This is a genomic window from Lysobacter sp. Root494 (assembly GCF_001427225.1).
Taxonomy (GTDB): domain Bacteria; phylum Pseudomonadota; class Gammaproteobacteria; order Xanthomonadales; family Xanthomonadaceae; genus Agrilutibacter.
The window spans coordinates 324,078-342,256 of record NZ_LMFH01000005.1 but is presented as its reverse complement, the minus strand read 5'-3'; the positions used below and the strand labels follow the sequence as shown (position 1 = coordinate 342,256).

14 protein-coding genes and 1 pseudogene are annotated in these 18,179 nt (G+C 65.2%); 7 read left to right on the top strand and 8 right to left on the bottom strand.

Annotation, left to right across the window (positions count from 1 at the left end):
- Positions 1-75 precede the first annotated feature (75 nt).
- From dapE to map, 5 genes and pseudogenes are all read right to left on the bottom strand, one after another.
- Positions 76-1,206, bottom strand: a complete 1,131-nt coding sequence (dapE, locus tag ASD14_RS04875; protein WP_056129857.1) for a succinyl-diaminopimelate desuccinylase — start codon at positions 1,204-1,206, stop codon at positions 76-78.
- 89 nt (positions 1,207-1,295) lie between these two features.
- Positions 1,296-1,652, bottom strand: coding sequence for a Spx/MgsR family RNA polymerase-binding regulatory protein (locus ASD14_RS04870; protein WP_056129854.1), 357 nt, complete (start codon positions 1,650-1,652; stop codon positions 1,296-1,298).
- Between the two features lie 3 nt (positions 1,653-1,655).
- Positions 1,656-2,492, bottom strand: a pseudogene (gene dapD, locus ASD14_RS04865) (2,3,4,5-tetrahydropyridine-2,6-dicarboxylate N-succinyltransferase); the annotation flags it as partial.
- A 53-nt stretch (positions 2,493-2,545) separates the two neighbouring features.
- Positions 2,546-5,161 carry a [protein-PII] uridylyltransferase gene (gene glnD / locus ASD14_RS04860; protein ID WP_056129848.1) on the bottom strand — a complete coding sequence of 872 codons (2,616 nt, stop codon included), beginning with the start codon at positions 5,159-5,161 and terminating at the stop codon, positions 2,546-2,548.
- Positions 5,158-5,934: a type I methionyl aminopeptidase gene (gene map, locus ASD14_RS04855; RefSeq protein WP_056129843.1), complete on the bottom strand. Its 777-nt coding sequence runs from the start codon at positions 5,932-5,934 to the stop codon at positions 5,158-5,160. Before map ends, glnD begins: the two co-directional genes overlap by 4 nt.
- Positions 5,935-6,292: 358 nt before the next feature.
- On the opposite strand from map, the gene rpsB reads away from it, so the two are divergent.
- Together rpsB and tsf are read left to right on the top strand one after the other, a co-directional pair.
- The gene (gene rpsB, locus ASD14_RS04850; protein ID WP_056129840.1) at positions 6,293-7,123 is read left to right on the top strand and encodes a 30S ribosomal protein S2; all 831 of its coding nucleotides are present in this window, start codon (positions 6,293-6,295) and stop codon (positions 7,121-7,123) included.
- Positions 7,124-7,268: 145 nt separating this feature from the next.
- Complete coding sequence (gene tsf, locus ASD14_RS04845; protein WP_056129837.1) at positions 7,269-8,147, top strand: translation elongation factor Ts; 879 nt, start codon at positions 7,269-7,271, stop codon at positions 8,145-8,147.
- A gap of 80 nt (positions 8,148-8,227) precedes the next feature.
- On the opposite strand, the gene ASD14_RS04840 is transcribed toward tsf, so the two are convergent.
- The 3 genes from ASD14_RS04840 to ASD14_RS04830 all read right to left on the bottom strand — a co-directional run bounded on the left by ASD14_RS04840 (position 8,228) and on the right by ASD14_RS04830 (position 13,878).
- The gene (locus tag ASD14_RS04840; RefSeq protein WP_056129834.1) at positions 8,228-9,775 is read right to left on the bottom strand and encodes a sulfotransferase; all 1,548 of its coding nucleotides are present in this window, start codon (positions 9,773-9,775) and stop codon (positions 8,228-8,230) included.
- Positions 9,776-9,839: 64 nt separating this feature from the next.
- Positions 9,840-12,860 (bottom strand): TonB-dependent receptor, encoded by a 3,021-nt coding sequence (locus ASD14_RS04835; protein ID WP_056129832.1) that lies wholly within the window; start codon positions 12,858-12,860, stop codon positions 9,840-9,842.
- A gap of 295 nt (positions 12,861-13,155) precedes the next feature.
- Positions 13,156-13,878: an AIM24 family protein gene (locus ASD14_RS04830; protein ID WP_056129829.1), complete on the bottom strand. Its 723-nt coding sequence runs from the start codon at positions 13,876-13,878 to the stop codon at positions 13,156-13,158.
- Positions 13,879-14,022: 144 nt separating this feature from the next.
- Between ASD14_RS04830 and pyrH the strand changes: the two genes are divergently transcribed.
- The 5 genes from pyrH (at position 14,023) to ASD14_RS04805 (ending at position 18,140) form a co-directional block, all read left to right on the top strand.
- Complete coding sequence (gene pyrH, locus ASD14_RS04825) at positions 14,023-14,754, top strand: UMP kinase (RefSeq protein ID WP_056129825.1); 732 nt, start codon at positions 14,023-14,025, stop codon at positions 14,752-14,754.
- A gap of 49 nt (positions 14,755-14,803) precedes the next feature.
- On the top strand, positions 14,804-15,745 hold the full coding sequence (locus ASD14_RS04820) for a cation diffusion facilitator family transporter (protein WP_056129823.1): 942 nt from the start codon (positions 14,804-14,806) through the stop codon (positions 15,743-15,745).
- A 127-nt stretch (positions 15,746-15,872) separates the two neighbouring features.
- The gene (frr, locus tag ASD14_RS04815; protein ID WP_056129819.1) at positions 15,873-16,430 is read left to right on the top strand and encodes a ribosome recycling factor; all 558 of its coding nucleotides are present in this window, start codon (positions 15,873-15,875) and stop codon (positions 16,428-16,430) included.
- Between the two features lie 85 nt (positions 16,431-16,515).
- Complete coding sequence (gene uppS / locus ASD14_RS04810; RefSeq protein ID WP_056129817.1) at positions 16,516-17,292, top strand: polyprenyl diphosphate synthase; 777 nt, start codon at positions 16,516-16,518, stop codon at positions 17,290-17,292.
- The gene (locus ASD14_RS04805; protein WP_056129814.1) at positions 17,289-18,140 is read left to right on the top strand and encodes a phosphatidate cytidylyltransferase; all 852 of its coding nucleotides are present in this window, start codon (positions 17,289-17,291) and stop codon (positions 18,138-18,140) included. The genes uppS and ASD14_RS04805 overlap by 4 nt, the downstream gene beginning before the upstream one ends.
- The last annotated feature ends 39 nt before the right edge of the window (positions 18,141-18,179 follow it).

Below are 18,179 nucleotides of genomic sequence, written 5' to 3'. Positions count from 1 at the left end.
CCCTTCTCCCCGCCTGCGGGGAGCAGGTGCTCGCAGGGCGGATGAGGGGCGCGCCGGCGTAGCCGGCGCAACGACTCACGAAACCAGCAAACGCTCGATCAGCTCGAGATACAGGTCCGGCAACACTTCCAGATCGGCTACGGATACATGTTCGTCGACCTTGTGGATGCTCGCATTCACCGGTCCGATCTCGATGCACTGCGCGCCCAGTGGCGCGATGAAGCGCGCGTCCGACGTACCACCGCCTGTGCTCTCTTCCGGAACCCCGCCGCTGAACTTCGCCAGCACTTCACGCGCCGCCGCGCGCAGCGGACCCTCCGGCGTGTGGAACGGCTCACCGCCGCGATGCCAATGCACGTCGTATTCGAGACCATGCGCGCGCAGCACCGCTTCGCATTCCTGTTCGAGCTTCGCCGCACGCCAGTTCGGGTTGAAGCGCAGGTTGAAGAGCACGCGCAACTCGCCCGGGATCACGTTGTTCGCACCGGTGCCGGCATTGATGTTGCTGATCTGCAGGCTGGTCGGCGGGAAGGTTTCGTAACCCTCGTCCCATCGCCGCGCAGCAAGTTCGGCGAGCGCAGGCATGGCCTGGTGGATCGGATTGCGCGCCTTTTCCGGATACGCGACGTGGCCCTGGATGCCGTGCACGGTCAGCGTCGCCGACAACGTGCCGCGACGGCCGACGCGCAGCAGGTCGCCCAGCTTCGCCTTCGACGATGGCTCGCCGGTGATGCACCAGTCGATCTTCTCGCCGCGTTCGCGGAACAGGTCGGCGACCCTGCGAACGCCATCGACCGCATCGCCCTCCTCGTCCGAAGTGAGCAGCAACGCGACGCGGCCACGATGTTCCGAATGCGATGCGACGAAACGCTCGAGCGCGATCACGAACGCAGCCACGCTGCCCTTCATGTCCGCCGCGCCGCGGCCGTACAGCACGCCGTCGCGGATCTCCGGCACGAACGGATCGCTCGCCCACGCCTCGCGCGGCCCCGGCGGGACTACATCGGTGTGGCCGAGGAGCACCAGCGTCGGCTCGCCCGCGCCGTGCGTCGCCCACAGGTTGTCGACCTCGCCGAATCGCAGGTGTTCGCAGGCGAAGCCCGCGCGCTGCAGGCGCCCGGCGATCAGTTGCTGGCAACCCGCGTCGTCGGTGGTGATCGACGGGCGGGTGATCAGTTCCTTGGTGAGATTGACGACTTCGCTCATCTGCTGCCCCTGATTCGATTTTCCGTAGGAGCGCCAAGCGCGACTGGAATGGTGCAAAAAACCGTCGCGCCTATGACGCACCTACCTGATCATGCGATGCCGAAACGCTTCTTGAAACCGTTGTCGCTGAATCCCTGCGTGACCGTGCCGTCGTCGGTGACCACGACCGGGCGCCGGATCAGTTGCGGATATTCCTTCAGCAGCAGCTTCCACTCCGCATCGGACGCGGGCAACTTGCGGTTCTCGGGCAGCTGGCGCCAGGTGGTGGATGACTTGTTGATCATCGCTTCCCAACCGCCGAGCTTGTCCTTCCATTCGACCAGCGCTTCGGGCGATTGCCGATTGTCGCGGTAGTCGACGAACGCGTGCGCGACGCCGAAGCGGTCGAGCCACTTGCGAGCCTTTTTGCAGGTATCGCAATTGTTGAGGCCGTAGAGCGTGGTCATGCGTTACTCGGCCAACCCGCGCAGCAATTCGTTGATGCTCGTCTTCGACCGCGTCTTTGCATCCACCTGCTTCACGATCACCGCGCAGTACAGGGAATGCGAACCGTCCTTCGACGGCAGCTGGCCAGACACCACTACGCTGTACGGCGGCACCGAACCGTAGCTGATCTCGCCGGTCATGCGGTTGTAGACGCGCGTGCTCTGGCCGAGGAACACGCCCATGCCGATCACGCTGTGGTGGCCCACGACGAAGCCTTCCACGACTTCCGAGCGCGCACCGATGAAGCAGTGGTCCTCGATGATCGTGGGCGAGGCCTGCAGCGGCTCCAGCACGCCGCCGATGCCCGCGCCCCCGCTGAGGTGGCAATGCTTGCCGACCTGCGCGCACGATCCGACCGTGGCCCAGGTGTCGACCATCGTGCCTTCGCCGACATGCGCGCCGATGTTGACGAAGCTCGGCATCAGCACCACGTCCTTGCCGATGTGCGCACCGCGGCGCGCGATCGCGCCGGGAACGATGCGCGCGCCAAGCCTGCGGAAATCATTCTCGCCATAGCCTTCGAAGCGCGCCGGCACCTTGTCCCAGAACGGCGCGGGCTGCGCATCGACCAGCTGCATCTCGTTGACGCGGAAGTAGAGCAGCACTGCCTTTTTCAGCCACTCGTTGACCTTCCAGCCGCCCTTGCCATCGGGCTCCGCGACGCGGTATTCGCCCTTCTCCAAGCCTTCGATCACGCGCTCCACCATCGGGCGCGTCGAGCCATCGATCTCGTCGATCGTCAACATCGCGCGGCGCTCGAAGGCGCTGTCGATCATGAACTTCAGTTCCTCGACACCGGGGCGCTTTGGCGCGATCTTCCTGGCGACCTTGCGGGCCGGCTTCTTCTTTTCGGTCATTGCTTGTCTCCATCGAGGCAGGCGGTCAGCGCGTCGCGCAGGGCCTGCTGTTGCGTTTCGTCCAGCGGCTGGTTGCGCTGGTCGGTGATCTGGAACACGTCTTCGGCGCGCTCGCCGAAGGTCGCGATGCGCGCATCGTGCACGCGCAGCTTCTGCTGGCGCAGGACCTGTGCGACGTCCGCGAGCAAACCGGGACGGTCGTTGCAGACCAGGCTCAGCATCGTGCGCCCGGCACTGCCGACCGCCACGTCGTCGAAACCGATCTGCACGTTGATGCGGAAGTGGCGCAGGTGGCGCGGCTGGGCGCGGCGCGCCGGGCGGATATTGTCGAGCGAGCCGGCGAGCGCCTGCGACAGGCGGTGTTCGATTTCGTCGGCACTGGGCGTGTGGCGCGGATCGGACGATACGACTTCGAAACTATCGAACACCATGTCGTGCGGGCCATCGAGCACGCGCGCCTGCTGGATCGCGAGGCCGAGACGGTCGAGCGTCGCCACGATCGCGGCGAACAGGCCATCGCGATCGGGCGAATGGACGAACACTTCCATCGCCGCGGCATTACCGCTCACCGGGCGTGCGCGCACGCAGCCCTCGCCGATCGCGACTTCACGCAGCGACAAGGCCTGCCATGCGATCTGGTCGGGGCGGCTGCGCTCGAAGCCTACCTGCGGCATGCGCGCGAACAACGCATCGGCTTCCTCGTCGGTGCAGCCGAATGCAGTCAGGATCCCGCGTGCTTCCGTGCGCGTTTCCTCGCTGCGCTCGTGCGCGGCGACGGGATGCTCGAGGCCGCGGCGCAGTGCGAGGCGGGTTGCGGTGTAGAGATCAGCCATCAGCCGATCCTTCCACGCGTTCCACAGCTTCGGCGAGGTCCCGGCGATATCGGCGCAGGTCAGCAGGTACAGGTTGTCGAGGCGTTCGCGATCGCCCACGAGCGTGGCGAAACGATGGATCACGTCGGGATCGGCGATGTCCTGCTTCTGCGCGGTCACCGACATCAGCAGGTGCTTGCGCACGAGCCATTCGACGAGGGCGGTGTCGCCTTCGGAAAGATCCATCGCCTCGCAGAATTCGCGCGCGTCGACCGCGCCGAGTTCGGAATGATCCCCGCCCCGGCCCTTGCCGATGTCGTGGAAGAGACCCGCGAGCAGCAGCAGTTCCGGCTTGCGCAGGCGCGGCCAGACCTGGTGCGCGAGGGTGAAGCGTTCGTCGGCTTCACCGGACGCGAACGACGCGATGTTCTTCAGCACCGCGAGCGTGTGCTGGTCGACGGTGAACACATGGAACAGGTCGAACTGCATGCGCCCGGTAACCTGGAAGAAGGCCGGGATCCAGCGTCCGAGCACCCCCAGGCGCGCCATGCGCGAAACGGTGGCGACCGAATTCGGTCCACGCAACAGGCGCATGAAATGCTGGCGCAATTCGGGTCCGGCTTCGAAGAACGCAGGAATGCGACCAAGCGATTCGGCCAGCGCGCGCGCAGTGCGCGAATGCAGTCCTCGCGCTCTGTCGTGCCCCGCCCACGCGGCGAGCAGCGAGAACAGGTCGTCGATGTCGCGTGGCCATTGCGTATCGCGGGCAGCGAGGTAGCCGCGGCGCAGTTCGAATCTGTCGTCGATGGGCTGCGGTTCGCCTTCGCCTTCCAGTTGTTCCTCGAAGCGCTGCAGCAGGCGGTCGCCGATGCGCAGGATGCGCGCGGCGGCGCGGTAGAACTCCTGCATCATCTGTTCGACGGCGAGGTTGTCCGCGCTATCGACGTGGCCCAGGCGCGCGGCCAGCAGTTTCTGGTAATCGAAGCGCAGCCGCTCTTCGCGTTTTCCAGCGACTAGATGCAGGCCGTAGCGCAGGCGCGAAAGCACGCGTCGCTCGCGCTCCAGCGTGGCGAATTCATCCGGCCCGATTTGGCCAATCGCCATCAGCGAATCGGGATCCCAGGTGCCGATGATGCGCAGCGCGACCCAGCGCAACGTGTGCAGGTCGCGCAGGCCGCCGGGGCCTTCCTTGATGTTCGGTTCGAGATTGTCGGCGGTGTCGCCGAAGCGTGAGTGGCGCGCGCGCAGTTCCTCGCGCTTGGCGGTGAAGTATTCGTGCGGCGGCCAGATCACGCTCGGTGCGATCGCATGCACCAGTTGCGAAGCGGCGTCGAGGTCGGCGGCGAGCATGCGCGCTTCGAGCAGCGCGGTGAGCACGGTGATGTCTTCCAGCGCGGCGCGCGTGCAGTCTTCGGCCGAACGCACAGCGTGCCCCGTCGGCAGCCCCGCGTCCCACAGCAGGCGGAAGAAGCGCGCGAGCGCGTCGGCGTGTTCGTTCGATGCGTCGGCTTCGCCGAATACCAGCAGATCGATGTCGGACTGCGGAAAGAGTTCGCCGCGACCGTAGCCGCCTACCGCGAAGAGCGAAAGCGCGGCCTGCTGCGGAATGCAGTGCGACCAGGCTTCGCGCACGACCGCGTCGACCTTCTGCGTGCGCGCGGCGAGCAGGCGGTCGATGTCGCCGTTGTCGTCGAAGCGCGCCGCGAGTGCGGCGTCGCATTCGGCGATCGCACTGCGCGTTGCCGCGGACCACTGCGCATCGGCGACCGGATCAGCGTGGGCGGCCGCCGGCGTGCTCACAGATCGTTGTCGTCGCCGGGCAGCCGGGTGAGGATCTCGACGCCGGTGTCGGTCACCGCGACGGTGTGCTCCCACTGCGCGGACAACTTGCGGTCCTTGGTGACGACGGTCCAGCCGTCCGGAAGCAGCTTGGTGTGGCGCTGGCCTTCGTTGATCATCGGTTCGATGGTGAAGGTCATGCCCGGCTTCAGCACCAGGCCTTCGCCGGCGCGGCCGTAATGCAGCACCTGCGGATCCTCGTGGTAGATCCTGCCGATGCCGTGGCCGCAATACTCGCGCACGACGCTGAAACGTTCGGCTTCGGCGTACTGCTGGATGGCGTGGCCGATGTCGCCGAGCGTCGCGCCCGGCTTCACCGTGCGGATGCCTCGGAACATCGCTTCACGGGTCACCTCTACAAGCCGCTTGGCCATCACCGACGGCGTGCCGGCGAAATACATGCGGCTGGTGTCGCCGTGCCAGCCGTCCTTGATGACGGTGACGTCGATGTTGACGATGTCGCCTTCCTTGAGGATCTTGGCTTCGCTGGGAATGCCGTGGCAGATGACGTTGTTGACCGACGTGCACACGGTCGCCGGGAAGCCCTTGTAGCCGACGTTGGCCGGGATGGCGTTCTGGACCTTGACGATGTGGTCGTGGCAGATGCGGTCGAGCTCGGCGGTGCTCACGCCGGGCTTCACGTAGGGAGCGACGACCTGCAGCACTTCGGCGGCCAGGCGGCCGGCGACGCGCATCTTCTCGATCTCGTCCGGGGTCTTGATGGTGATTGGCATCGGGGAATTATCGCCGATGTCAGGCGGTCCTTGACCCGCCGGCGGCAGAACGGAGCGGCATGAGCAACCCGCGAGGCCGTATTCCGCGGGTCCAGCCCCTTCGGGATTGCCCAAGTTGCTCCGATCCGCCCATCCCGGCATAATTCCGCGGCTCTGCGGAACCCTGCAGACCGCCACGTCGGGCGACACCGGCGAATACACACCCGCTGTTACCAACCCGTGCCGGGGTGTCCTGAAGTCCGCAAGGACCGGGATCTGGCCACGGAAGCAGCGGGGAGGCCCAACCCCGGAACCCAGCCTTCAGTGGCAAGCCGCCCTATTCCACCCGCGCGGCCGGTTCCTTATCGGAGTAAGAGCAATGCCCCAGATCACCATGCGCCAGATGCTGGAAGCCGGCGTCCATTTCGGCCACCAGACCCGCTACTGGAACCCCAAGATGGGTCCGTACATCTTCGGTGCCCGCGGCAAGATCCACATCATCAACCTCGAGAAGACCGTTCCGCTGTTCAACGACGCGATGAACTTCCTCTCGGGCGTTGCGCAGAAGCGCGGCGTCATCCTGTTCGTCGGCACCAAGCGCTCCGCGCGCGACGCGATCAAGGAAGAAGCCGAGCGTTGCGGCCAGCCCTACATGACCCAGCGCTGGCTGGGCGGCACGCTGACCAACTTCGCGACCGTGAAGAAGTCGGTTGCCCGCCTGAAGGAACTGGAAGCCGCTGAAACCGACGGTACCTTCCAGCGCCTGGTCAAGCACGAAGTGCTGACCCTGCGCCGCGAGCGCGAGAAGCTGCTGGCCTCGCTCGGTGGCATCAAGGAAATGAACCGCCTGCCGGACGCGCTGTTCGTGATCGACGTCGGCCACGAAGACATCGCCATCAAGGAAGCCCGGAAGCTCGGCATCCCGGTGATCGCGGTCGTCGACACCAACTACGATCCGGAACTGGTCGATTACGCGATCCCGGGCAACGACGACGCCATCCGCGCCGTGCAGCTGTACGCCCGCGCCGCAGCCGATGCCGTGCTCGAAGGCAAGGCCGCTGCTCCGCAGGCCGCTTCGGTCCGTGAGGAAGAGTTCGTCGAAGCCGCCGCTGAAGGCGAGGCGAAGGCCCCGCGTCGCGCTCCCGCAAAGAAGGCCGCCGCCAAGACCGAAGAAGCTGCCCCGGCCGACAACGCCACCGCTGCCGAGTAAGACCGATGTCATGCAGCCGCGCCACGCTGCGCGGCTGCATTGCTCTTCATGTAGGAGCGCCCCATGGGCGCGACCGCCCATCAGGCGGCATCGCATCGCGCCCATGGGGCGCTCCTACGCACAATCGAACATAGAGGTAACCCCCATGGCAGAAATCACCGCTTCCCTGGTCAAGGAACTGCGCGAGCGCACCGGCGCCGGCATGATGGAGTGCAAGAAGGCGCTCACCGAAAACAACGGCGACATCGATGCCGCCGCCGAATGGCTGCGCAAGTCGGGTCTCGCCAAGGCCGACAAGAAGGCCAGCCGCATCGCCGCCGAAGGGCGCATCGCGGTCGCCCAGAACGGCGGCAAGGCCGTGATGGTCGAGATCAACTCCGAAACCGACTTCGTCGCGAAGGACGTCAACTTCGTCGCCTTCACCGACGCCGTTGCGCAGGCCGCGCTGGCCTTCGGTGCCGCCGACGTCGAAGCGCTTAAGAGCGCGAAGCTCGCTTCCGGCGAGACCGTCGAGGAAGCCCGCGCCGCCGCGATCTCCAAGCTCGGCGAAAATATCCAGATCCGTCGCATGGCTTCGGTCGACACCGCCAACAACGTTGCGGCCTATGTGCACGGCGGCAAGATCGGCGTGCTCGTGGAGCTCAAGGGCGGCGATGCCGACCTCGCCCGCGGCATCGCGATGCACGTCGCCGCGATGAACCCGCCGTACAACAAGGCGGCCGATGTTCCGGCCGACTTCGTCGCGAAGGAAAAGGAAATCGAACTGGCCAAGATGTCCGAGAAGGACAAGCAGAAGCCGGCCGAAATCCTCGAGAAGATCATCAGCGGCAAGATCAACAAGATCGTCAACGAAGTCACGCTGTACGGCCAGCCCTACGTGCTGAACTCCGACCAGTCCGTCGAGCAGGCCGTGAAGGCCGCCGGCGCCGACGTCGTCGGCTTCAAGCGCCTGGTGGTCGGCGAAGGCATCGAGAAGGTGGTCGAGGATTACGCCGCCGAAGTGGCGAAGGCGATGCAGGTCTGATTGCCGGATCCACCCGCTGGAAAAAAGGCCGCGAGCGATCGCGGCCTTTCTTTTTTCAGCACGCGGCGAGCGCGGAATGGTCAGCCGGACAGCGCCGTACGCAAAGGTCCCAGCCACTCTTCATAGGCTTTCCATTTTGCCTGCGCCGGCGCAACGATCTGGCCTCGCACCTGCACGGCACTTGCGGTCGCAACTCCGCGATTGCGTTGCTGCAGCGACAGCATCTCCGGCTCGAATTCGAGGCCGCAGAAGCCAGTGACTCTCCGCATCGTGTCTTCCGGATCACGGATCACATCCGCGTAATCCACGTCGAGGATGCGGCCCGGGAACATCGCATGCCAACGACGCATCAGCCGTTCGTACTGGCAATGGAAGTCGCCGAGTTCGCGCTGGTCGTACGAATACGGGTTGGCGTCGGAGAACAGCTCGCGCAGGTTGGAGAAGCAGGTCTCCATCGGATCGCGTCGCATGTGCAGGATCCTTGCATTCGGAAGCGCCTGGCAGATGAAGCCGATGTTGAGGAAATTCGACGGCAGCTTGTCGGTGAAGCAGCGCTCCTTGCCCAGCCGCCACGCGATGCCGCGCAGATACCCGGCCCCGACTTCGCCGAAATTGACGTTGGCCCCGCGCGTGACCAGCCGGCGATCGATCACGCCACGGCAATGGTGGTCCGCAGCCAGTCGCATCTGCGCGGTGAAATCGTACAGTTCGCCCAGGCCTTGCACCTGCGGGTGGCCGTCCAGCAGTTGCTCCAGCAGCGTGGTGCCCGAACGATGCATGCCCACGATGAATATCGGCGTGCGCTGATCGTCGACAGCTGACGGCGCCGGCGACGGCACGGGCGCGGACACCAATGCATCAAACAGCGCGCGATTGTCCTCGACCGAATACGCCAGCGTCGAACGCTTTGCCTTGCATGCGGATTCGAGCGCCTGCCAGGCCTGCCGATGGTCGCCGAGGTCATCGAGTTCCTTATGCAAAGCGAAACCCAGCAGCGCGGCATCGCCCGCACGCAGGTTCGGCCGTTGCAACTGACGCCTGATCGCGTCGATGTGGTTTGCATCCGGCGCCTGCCGGCGCAGCCGCGACAACGACCACCATGCGGACGCCACTTCAGGCGCGCGCTTCAGGCAATGGAGCAGATCGGCTTCGGCCTCATCGAATCGTCCCAGGTACGTCAGCACCTGCGCGCGCGATGCGAGCGTCGGCGGATAATCCGGATCTCCACGCCGCGCCTCGTCGAGAAGCCGCAGTGCCTGTTCCTGCCGGTTGAGATAGCTCAGCTGCGCTGCGAACGTGACCAGCAGCGTGATGCCGACATGGTTCAGCGGCGGTAACGCCTGCAGGCATTCGTGGATGGCCCGCGCCTCGTTGAACGTGCGCAGGCGGCGCACCAGTTCCTGCACGACCGCCTCGTCACGAGGTCGGGTGTTGTGCGCCTGCAAGGCGTAGCCACGGGCAGCCCGGTAACGGCCTGCCAGCGATTCGACATACGAAAGCTGCAACAGGGCCCGCGCGTGGTCGGGAGCCGCGGCCAGCACGGACGTCAGCACTTCGCGAGCAGCCGGAAGATCGCCCGCGACGACGTGCTGCTCGGCCTGGCGGATTTTTGCGTTCAAGCGTGTCATCTGAAAAAGCGGCCGCCCGTAGGCGGCCGCGTATCACTCCTTTCACATCACCGGCGAAGGGCGATTACCACTTGTACTGAACCATGAAGCGGACTGCGCGAGGAGCCTGGAACACCGTCGGCGTCATGTAGGTGATGCCCTGCAGCGGGTTACCACTGCTGTCTTCGCCGAACTCATCCACGGCGAGCGCCTTCTGCCGGTTGAAGACGTTGAAGATGTCCATCTTCAGCGTCAGGCGCCCCTCAGCGAACGACGGCCGGTATGCCACGTTCAGGTCGACGTTGTAGATGTCCGGCGTGCGACCGGCGGAGCCGCGCGAAACGACCGTTTCGCCGTTGCTGCCGGTATCCGGGTCGACCGCACCCGTGTCGCACGAGAAGTAGCTGTTTCCGTAGCCCACCGGATCGTCGGCGTACACACCGAAGCAGTTGACCGGACGGCCGCTCTGCCACAGGAAGTTGGCACCCACCGCCCACTGGTCGCTGAACTCGTAGTTGCCGAACAACTTCAGCGTGTGGCGGCGGTCGTTGGGCAGATAGCCATCGGCGCCAACCATCAGCTCCGGATAGTCGAAGTCCTGCGTCACGCCGGTGTCGTCCTGGCCGATGTCCGACTTCACGCCGCCTTCGGCGTTGCCCTGGTTCTTCGACCAGGTGTACGAGCCCTGCAGGAAGAACCTGTCGGTGAGCTGGCCCTCGGCGAAGATCTCGACCGCCTTGTAGGTGCGCTTGCCCTTCGGACCGAGCTTGCTTGCCGGGATGACGACGTGCTCCAGGGTGCCGTCGGCGTCGATGTCGATATCGACATCGAGATCGCTGCCCGGGTTGTAGATGTGGCAGTAAGCGAACGCGGGATTGTACGAATCGATCGCGTAACCGTTCTCCTCCGCCCATTCCTCGAACACGCGGTAATCGCAATGATCGTCGATCGAGCGCTTGAGGTCGCGGTAGATCGCGCGGACGCCGCCGGAGAAGTTGTCGGTGATCGCCTTCTGGAAGCCGAGGATGTACTCGTCCTGGTACTGCGGCTCCAGGTTCTTCGAGGCGATCGTGCGCGGATCCTTGCCGGTGCCGAACTCGTTGTTGAGGTACGCGAGCTCGTCGCGCGCATCGCCCGTGGCGTGCGGGTTGACCGGCGCGCCGGTGATGGGATCCACGGCGTCGTACAGCATGTACTGCTGGCTGTAGAGCGATGGGCTCGAGCCGCGAACGGCGACGGTCGCTGCGATCGGCAGCGCATAGCGGCCCGCGTTACCGAAGATCTTGAAACTGGAATCCCCGTTGACGTCCCACGAGAAACCCAGGCGTGGGCCGAACTGGTTGTCCTGCTGGACGTAGGTCTGGCCTTCGCCGTTCTTGTTCTCGAAGCTGTCCCAGCGCAGGCCGACATAGGTGAGGAAGTTGTCGGTGATGTTCCAGGTGTCCTCGATATAGAACGCCTTGGAATCGACCTCGACATCCGCACCGGTCTGGAATACGCGACGGCGGACCATTTCCTGTCCACGGCGAACGACATAGCGCCATGCGACGCCGCCTTCGCTCGCCTCGCCATCGCGCGACTTGAAGGTATCGGCGTCATAACCGAAGCGCAGGAGGTGGGAACCCAGCTGCCACTCGGCATCGATGCGGAACTGGTCGCGCTCGTCGCGTGCGTCCTGCAGGCCCAGGTTCTGGCCGAGGAAAGCGCAGGAACTGGTGATCGCGGGAATCAGGCCGGCCAGTGCGTCGGGGCGACCGTCCGTGACGACCGGGCAGCCGGCGGCGCCGATGATGCCGAACGCGTTGTCCGGGCTGACATTGCCTTCATACGCCAGTCGCTCGCCAGCGGCGTTCATGGCGTAGTTGTTGCGCTTGTACTCACCAGTGCCATACAGCGCGCTGAGCGTGAAGGTGTCGCTGAGGTAGCCGGTGTACTTCAGTACATAGTTGTTGCCGCCGGTCTGGTCGTAGACGGTACCGAGGTAGTTCTCGCGAGTGCTGGCGCCCTGCGGGTTCGCATACACGTCGCGTTCGGTCTTGCGCTTGTCCGAGAAACTGGTGAATTCGAGCAGGTTGCTGTCGTTGATGTTCCAGTCGAGCTTGACCAGCCAGTTCGGGTTCTTGGCGGTCTCGCTGTCGTTCAACACGCTGATGTTGTCGCCGAAGCTGCGCGAGCCACTCTCGCGTCCGTACTGCACCAGCGCGTAGCCGAACAGCGTGTCCTTCACCAGCGCGCCGCTCGCCCAGGCCGAAACGATGGTTTCCGACGGATCATCGTCCCTGGAGTTGTCCGAGATCAGCTGCCCATCGGGCGAATACATGTCGCGCTCGGTGGCTCGCAGGCTGGACGGAGTGAAGAACACGTTTCCGCCCGCATGGAACTCGTTCGTACCGCGCTTGGTGATCAGGTTCACCACGCCGCCCAGCGCGCGGCCGAATTCCGCGCCATAGCCGCCGGTCTTGACCTGCTGCTCGCCGATCGCTTCGAACGGGATCGAGGCGAAGTTCAGGCCCTTGAACGAATTGGTGATGTTGAAGCCGTTGACGAAGTACGCATTTTCCGCGACCGACGCGCCGCCGAAGGACGCGAGGTTGCCGAAGGCCGCATCGCCCTTGACCGTGCCCGGCGCCAGCAGCGCCACGCTGGTGACGTCGCGCGGCACCGGGATCTTCGCGATCTGTTCGGCGGTGAGGATGGTGGTGGACTCGACCGACGACACGTCGATCGGATTGACGAAGGCGCCCGTGACCTGGACCGCTTCCAGCGTGGCAGTGCCGTCGTTCGCCGGCGCTGCCGCCGCGAAGTTCACCGACGTACCGGTACCGACATTGACGGTCACGTTGTCGCGCACGGCGCTGCTTCCGTCGGCACGCTTGAGCGTGATGCGGTAGGTGCCGGTCGGAAGTGCCGAAGCGCGATAGGTACCGTCATTGCCGACGCTGATCTCGCGGCGGAAACCGGTCGATGCATTCTCGACCAGGACCGTGTCGCCCGCCGAGGCCTGGCCGAACACGGCGCCAGCCGTGTTGGACTGCGCCTGGACGGCGGAGGAAAAACACAAACCGAGTGCAACTGTGAGCGCGCTGCGGCGCAGCGCGCGATTCATTGTTGTTCGAGCCACTTCGTGTGTACTCCCCTAGTCGTTATTGGTTGGACCCTCCCCGAGGGCGTCCCGACTATGTCTTTCGTCACGAATGGGGTTCAAGCAGCCAGCACCGCTTTCATTGCAATGGCGTTACTGCCGGCAGAGTCGGCAAATTCTTCGTGCAATGTCCGCAAAAACTTCCCGCACCGATTGCGCATCTAAGGCGGCCGCGCGAAGTCCCGCGCGCAATCGATCCAAATCTCACTAAAAAAGGCCGCGGATAATCCGCGGCCTTTCAATGACAGAGCAGATGGCTTCAGGTCAGCGCGCTCAGCAGCCCGCCACCGCCATTCGACTGCTGGAAATACACCTCTTCGTAAGGCTGCACGACCACCCAACCGGTACCCGCGAACTTCAGCTGGATGCTTTCTCCAGATCCGCGACCGAACAGCGTGCCGAGCGAAATGTCGGTGACGATGTCCGGGCTGAGCGAACCCGACCATGCGACCGTCGCGTTCGGATCGGTGAACACCGGCTGGTCCGGTGTCACGGCCAGCGTCAGCGGCTCGTAATGCGAGGTGATGGCGACCACGCCATTGCCCTGCAGACGCATGTTGAAGAGGCCACCCGAAGCCATGCCGGCCACCTTTCGCATCATCCTGATGTCGGCCTGGATGCCGTCTTCGTAGGCGAGCACGTCGTTGCCGTTGACGAAGATCGCCTCACCACCGAGGCGCAGCAGCGTGATCTTCTTGCCGGCATCGGCGATGTAGACGCGACCCTCGCCTTCCATCTTCATCATCTGCGTGCCTTCGCCGCTGACGGCCTTCTTCAGCAGATTGCCGAGCCCCTGCTCCATCAGCCCTTGCCGGGTGAACTTCACGTTGCCCCGGCGCGCCACCATCGAGCCCGACTTCGCCCAGATGCGACCGTTCAACTTGACCTCGAGCAGGTGCGAGCTTTCCAGCTCGAACATTTCCGGACTCCGGTCCGTCTGCTTCGACTGTTCCACGAACTCGCTCAGATTCCTGATCCCCACGCATTTCTCCCTGTGATGTGATTGCCGCGAACGCGGATCATAGAGAACGCAGGCTCCCTGATCTCCTGTCATCGGCCGGGGCTGAGCCCGCATCGGCTACAATTCAGCCGCTTCCGCGCACCGTCCCTACCCCCGAGGCCGCCCATGTCCCAGCTCGCCTATCGCCGTGTCCTGCTCAAACTGTCCGGCGAGGCGCTCATGGGGAACGAGGACTACGGCATCGATCCGCTGGTGCTGAACCGCCTCGCCCACGAGGTCATCGAGGCGCAGCAGGCCGGCGCGGAAATCGCGCTGGTGATCGGCGGCGGCAACATCTTCCGCGGCGCGGGTCTGGCCGCAGGCGGCATGGACCGGGTGACCGGCGACCAGATGGGCATGCTCGCCACCGTCATCAATGCGCTGGCGATGCAGGATGCGCTGGAAAAGCTCGGCGCCCGCTGCCGGGTGATGAGCGCGATCAAGATCAACGACGTATGCGAGGACTACATCCGCCGCCGCGCCGTGCGCCATCTCGAAAAGGGCCGGATCGCGATCTTCGCCGCGGGTACCGGCAATCCCTTCTTCACCACCGATTCGGGTGCGGCGCTGCGCGCGATCGAGATCGGCGCCGACCTGCTGCTCAAGGCGACCAAGGTCGACGGCGTGTACGACAAGGATCCGAAGAAGCACCCGGATGCGGTGCGCTTCGAGAAACTGAGCTACGACGAAGTGATCGCCCGCAACCTGCAGGTGATGGACACCGCCGCCTTCGCGCTGTGTCGCGACAGCGACCTGCCGCTGCGCATCTTCGACATGAGCCATCCTGGCGTGCTGCTGCGCATCCTGCGCGGCGAAACCATCGGCACGCTGGTGCAGGGCCGCAACGCCGGGCTTTAACGCGGAAAGCCGGCGAGTGTTTCGCGCCGCCGCACGACAGGATCAGGCGATGGGCCTCGCACACCACCACGACGATCATCCCCATCAGGGACACCACGGCCACAGCCATGGTGCTAGCACCACGCGTGCGTTCGCCGTCGTCACCCTGATCAACCTGGCCTATACCGCGCTCGAAGCGGGATACGGCTTCACCACCAACTCGCTCGCCCTGCTGTCCGACGCGCTGCACAACCTCGGCGACGTGCTCGGCCTCGCACTTGCCTGGGGCGCGGCGGTCATTGCGAAGCGGCCGCCAACCGCACGCCACACCTATGGCTGGCGCCGCGCGACGCTGCTGTCGCCGCTGGCGAATGCGTTGCTGCTGGTCGCCTTCTCGGGCGCGCTGGGCTGGGAAGCCATCCGCCGCTTCTCGGCGCCACCGGAAATCCCGGCGCTGCCGGTGATCGTCGTTGCCGCGATTGGAATCGCCGTGAACCTCGGCGCCGCGTGGTTCGTTCGCGAAGGCCACGCCCACGACCTCAACCGCCGCGGCGCGTTCCTGCACCTGATGGCCGATGCCGCGGTTTCGCTGGCGGCCGTGATCGCTGGCCTGGGCATGCTGTGGTTCGGCTGGGAGTGGCTGGACCCGATCACCGGCCTGTTGATCGGCGCGGTCGTGGCGGTGGGTTCCTTCGGGCTGCTGCGCGAGAGCTTCAACGCGGCGATGGATGCCGTGCCGCGCGGCATCGACCAGGCCGAGGTACACGCATTCCTCGCCTCGCAACCCGGCGTTACCGCCGTCCACCACCTGCACATCTGGTCGCTGGGCGCCGGTGAAGTCGCGATGACGGCGCACCTGGTGCGTCCGGACGACCACGATCACGACACTTTCATCGACCACATCAACCATGACCTCGACCATCGCTTCGGCATCAATCATCCGACGCTGCAGGTCGAACGCGGCGCTGCGTGCGAACACGACCGCCATGACCGGGCTCCGCACGGGCACTGAGGGCGGTTCAGGCGCGCTGCGCAGGCGATGACCCGCCGAAATCCCGGCTCACGGCCCGCGCCGCTATAATCCCGCGCCTATCGAAGCGCCTTCCGGCGCGCCATCTAATTAAGGGACGGAGCCGGCGATGCTCAACGAGATCAAGAAAGACGCCCAGACCCGCATGGCCAAGAGCGTCGAAGCCCTGCGCCACGACCTCGTCAAGGTCCGCACCGGCCGCGCCTCGACCGCGCTGGTCGACAGCATCAAGGTGAATTACTACGGCTCCGACATGCCGCTGGGACAGGTCGCGAGCGTTGCGGTTTCCGATGCGCGTTCGCTGACGATCACACCGTGGGAAAAGCAGATGGTCGCTGCGGTCGAGAAGGCGATCCTTGCGTCCGACCTCGGCCTGACCCCGAACACCGCCGGCACCGTGATCCGCCTCAACCTGCCTGCGCTCACCGAAGAGCGCCGCAAGGAACTGTCCAAGCACGTGCACGGCGAAGGCGAAGACGCCAAGGTCGCGATCCGCAACATCCGCCGCGATGCCAACCACCAGGTCAAGGAACTGCTGAAGGAAAAGAAGGTGACCGAGGACGAAGCGACCCGCGCGGAAGCCGAAATCCAGAAGATCACCGACAGCGCGATCAAGGACGTCGACGAAGTGGTGAAGGCGAAAGAACAGGAACTGATGGCGGTCTGAAGAGCAGGCGTTCGCGGTTGTCAGTTGGCGCAGCCCGGCAGGCGCCACCACCCCGCAACCCATGAACTCTTCTGGCAGCCACGAAATGTCTTCCGATCCCGCATCGCCCCGAATTCCCCGCCACCTGGCCGTCATCATGGACGGCAACGGGCGCTGGGCGCAGCGACGCCGCCGCCCACGCATGATCGGCCATCGCGCCGGCGCCCGCGCGGTCAACGTCTGCATCGATTTCTGCCTGGATGTCGGTATCGAGGCGCTGACGCTGTTCGCGTTTTCCAGCGAGAACTGGGGCCGGCCGGAAGACGAGGTCGGCGCGCTGATGAAACTGTTCCTGGGCGCCCTGGAACGCGAGGTCGACGAACTCGATCGCCGTGGCGTGCGCATCCGCTTCATCGGCGAACGCGATCGCTTCGCCGAAGCGATCCGCGCGCGCATGGCCGCATCGGAAACCCAGACTGCCGGCAACACACGCCTGCAGCTCAACATTGCGGCGAGCTATGGCGGGCGTTGGGACATCGTCCAGGCCACGCGTGCACTCGCCCGCGACGTCGCAGCCGGGCGCCTCGACCCCGAAGCCATCGACGAAGCGCTGCTGGGCGCGCGCGTCGCGCTCGCCGATCTCCCCGCGCCCGATCTGTTCATCCGCACCGGCGGGGACATGCGGATCAGCAACTTCCTGCTGTGGCAGCTGGCCTATACCGAACTGTGGTTCACCGAAACGTTGTGGCCGGAGCTGGATACCGCCACACTGCGACGCGCCCTGGCCGACTACGCCAGCCGCGAGCGCCGCTTCGGCCTGACCGGCGAGCAGGCGGCGGGGATGCAGCCCGGTGGGCCAACAAAGCCAGAGAACAACGAATGACGAGAACCCGCCTGCTGGCTGCCCTGATCATGGCCCCGGTCGCGATCGCCGCGATCCTGCTCCTGTCCACGCCGTGGATCGTCGCGCTGGCCGCGGTGGTGTTCCTCGCTGGGCTGTGGGAGTGGTTCGAACTCGCCGAGATCGAAGACACGCTCGCCCGCACCGTGCTGCTGGTGGCGCACCTCGCGCTGATGGTCGCGATCGTGTGGGCGTCGCGGTCCGCATCGGGCTATAGCTATGTGTTGTTCCAGCTGGCGAGCGTCATCGGCGTGGTGTGGTGGGTCCTTTCACTGTTGTGGCTGCGCAGCTACGACTTCGCCAGCAATCACCAGACCTGGGCGCGGTTCTTCAAGCTGGCGGCAGGCGCTGCAGCCGTCATTCCTGCGTGGTGCGCGCTTGCGTGGATACATGCCACCGAACCGAATGGCCACGTCTGGCTGTTCACCGCACTGGCGATCGTGTGGGCGGCCGACAGCGCCGCGTATTTCTCCGGGCGCCATTTCGGCGGCACGCTGTTCGGAACGCGCAGGCTGGCGCCGCGCGTGAGCCCGAACAAGACCTTCGAAGGACTCGCCGGCGGCGTGCTGGCCGGCGTACTGATCGGTATCTGCGGTTCGCTGCTGGCGGGAGCCAAGGGTGACCAGGTTCCCCTCGTGGCGCTGGTTTCGCTGGTGGCGACGCTGGCCTCGGTAGTCGGCGATCTTTTTGAAAGCCTGCTCAAGCGCCACGCAGGCGTGAAGGATTCGGGACATCTGATTCCCGGCCATGGCGGCGTTCTCGACCGCATCGATGGCGTGCTTGCCGCCCTGCCCGTGTTCGCACTGGGCAAGGCCATGTTTGGTTTCTAGACAACCACGCCGGCCTGGCCCGGCGCGGTGGAAATAACG

Bases quoted from the DNA above. Each gene is read 5' to 3' on its own strand.
- ASD14_RS04835 (WP_056129832.1), bottom strand. From the start codon at position 12,860: ATGAATCGCGCGCTGCGCCGCAGCGCGCTCACAGTTGCACTCGGTTTG.
- uppS (WP_056129817.1), top strand. From the start codon at position 16,516: ATGTCTTCCGATCCCGCATCGCCCCGAATTCCCCGCCACCTGGCCGTC.
- pyrH (WP_056129825.1), top strand. From the start codon at position 14,023: ATGTCCCAGCTCGCCTATCGCCGTGTCCTGCTCAAACTGTCCGGCGAG.
- tsf (WP_056129837.1), top strand. From the start codon at position 7,269: ATGGCAGAAATCACCGCTTCCCTGGTCAAGGAACTGCGCGAGCGCACC.
- ASD14_RS04840 (WP_056129834.1), bottom strand. From the start codon at position 9,775: ATGACACGCTTGAACGCAAAAATCCGCCAGGCCGAGCAGCACGTCGTC.
- map (WP_056129843.1), bottom strand. From the start codon at position 5,934: ATGCCAATCACCATCAAGACCCCGGACGAGATCGAGAAGATGCGCGTC.
- dapE (WP_056129857.1), bottom strand. From the start codon at position 1,206: ATGAGCGAAGTCGTCAATCTCACCAAGGAACTGATCACCCGCCCGTCG.
- rpsB (WP_056129840.1), top strand. From the start codon at position 6,293: ATGCCCCAGATCACCATGCGCCAGATGCTGGAAGCCGGCGTCCATTTC.
- frr (WP_056129819.1), top strand. From the start codon at position 15,873: ATGCTCAACGAGATCAAGAAAGACGCCCAGACCCGCATGGCCAAGAGC.
- ASD14_RS04820 (WP_056129823.1), top strand. From the start codon at position 14,804: ATGGGCCTCGCACACCACCACGACGATCATCCCCATCAGGGACACCAC.
- ASD14_RS04870 (WP_056129854.1), bottom strand. From the start codon at position 1,652: ATGACCACGCTCTACGGCCTCAACAATTGCGATACCTGCAAAAAGGCT.
- ASD14_RS04805 (WP_056129814.1), top strand. From the start codon at position 17,289: ATGACGAGAACCCGCCTGCTGGCTGCCCTGATCATGGCCCCGGTCGCG.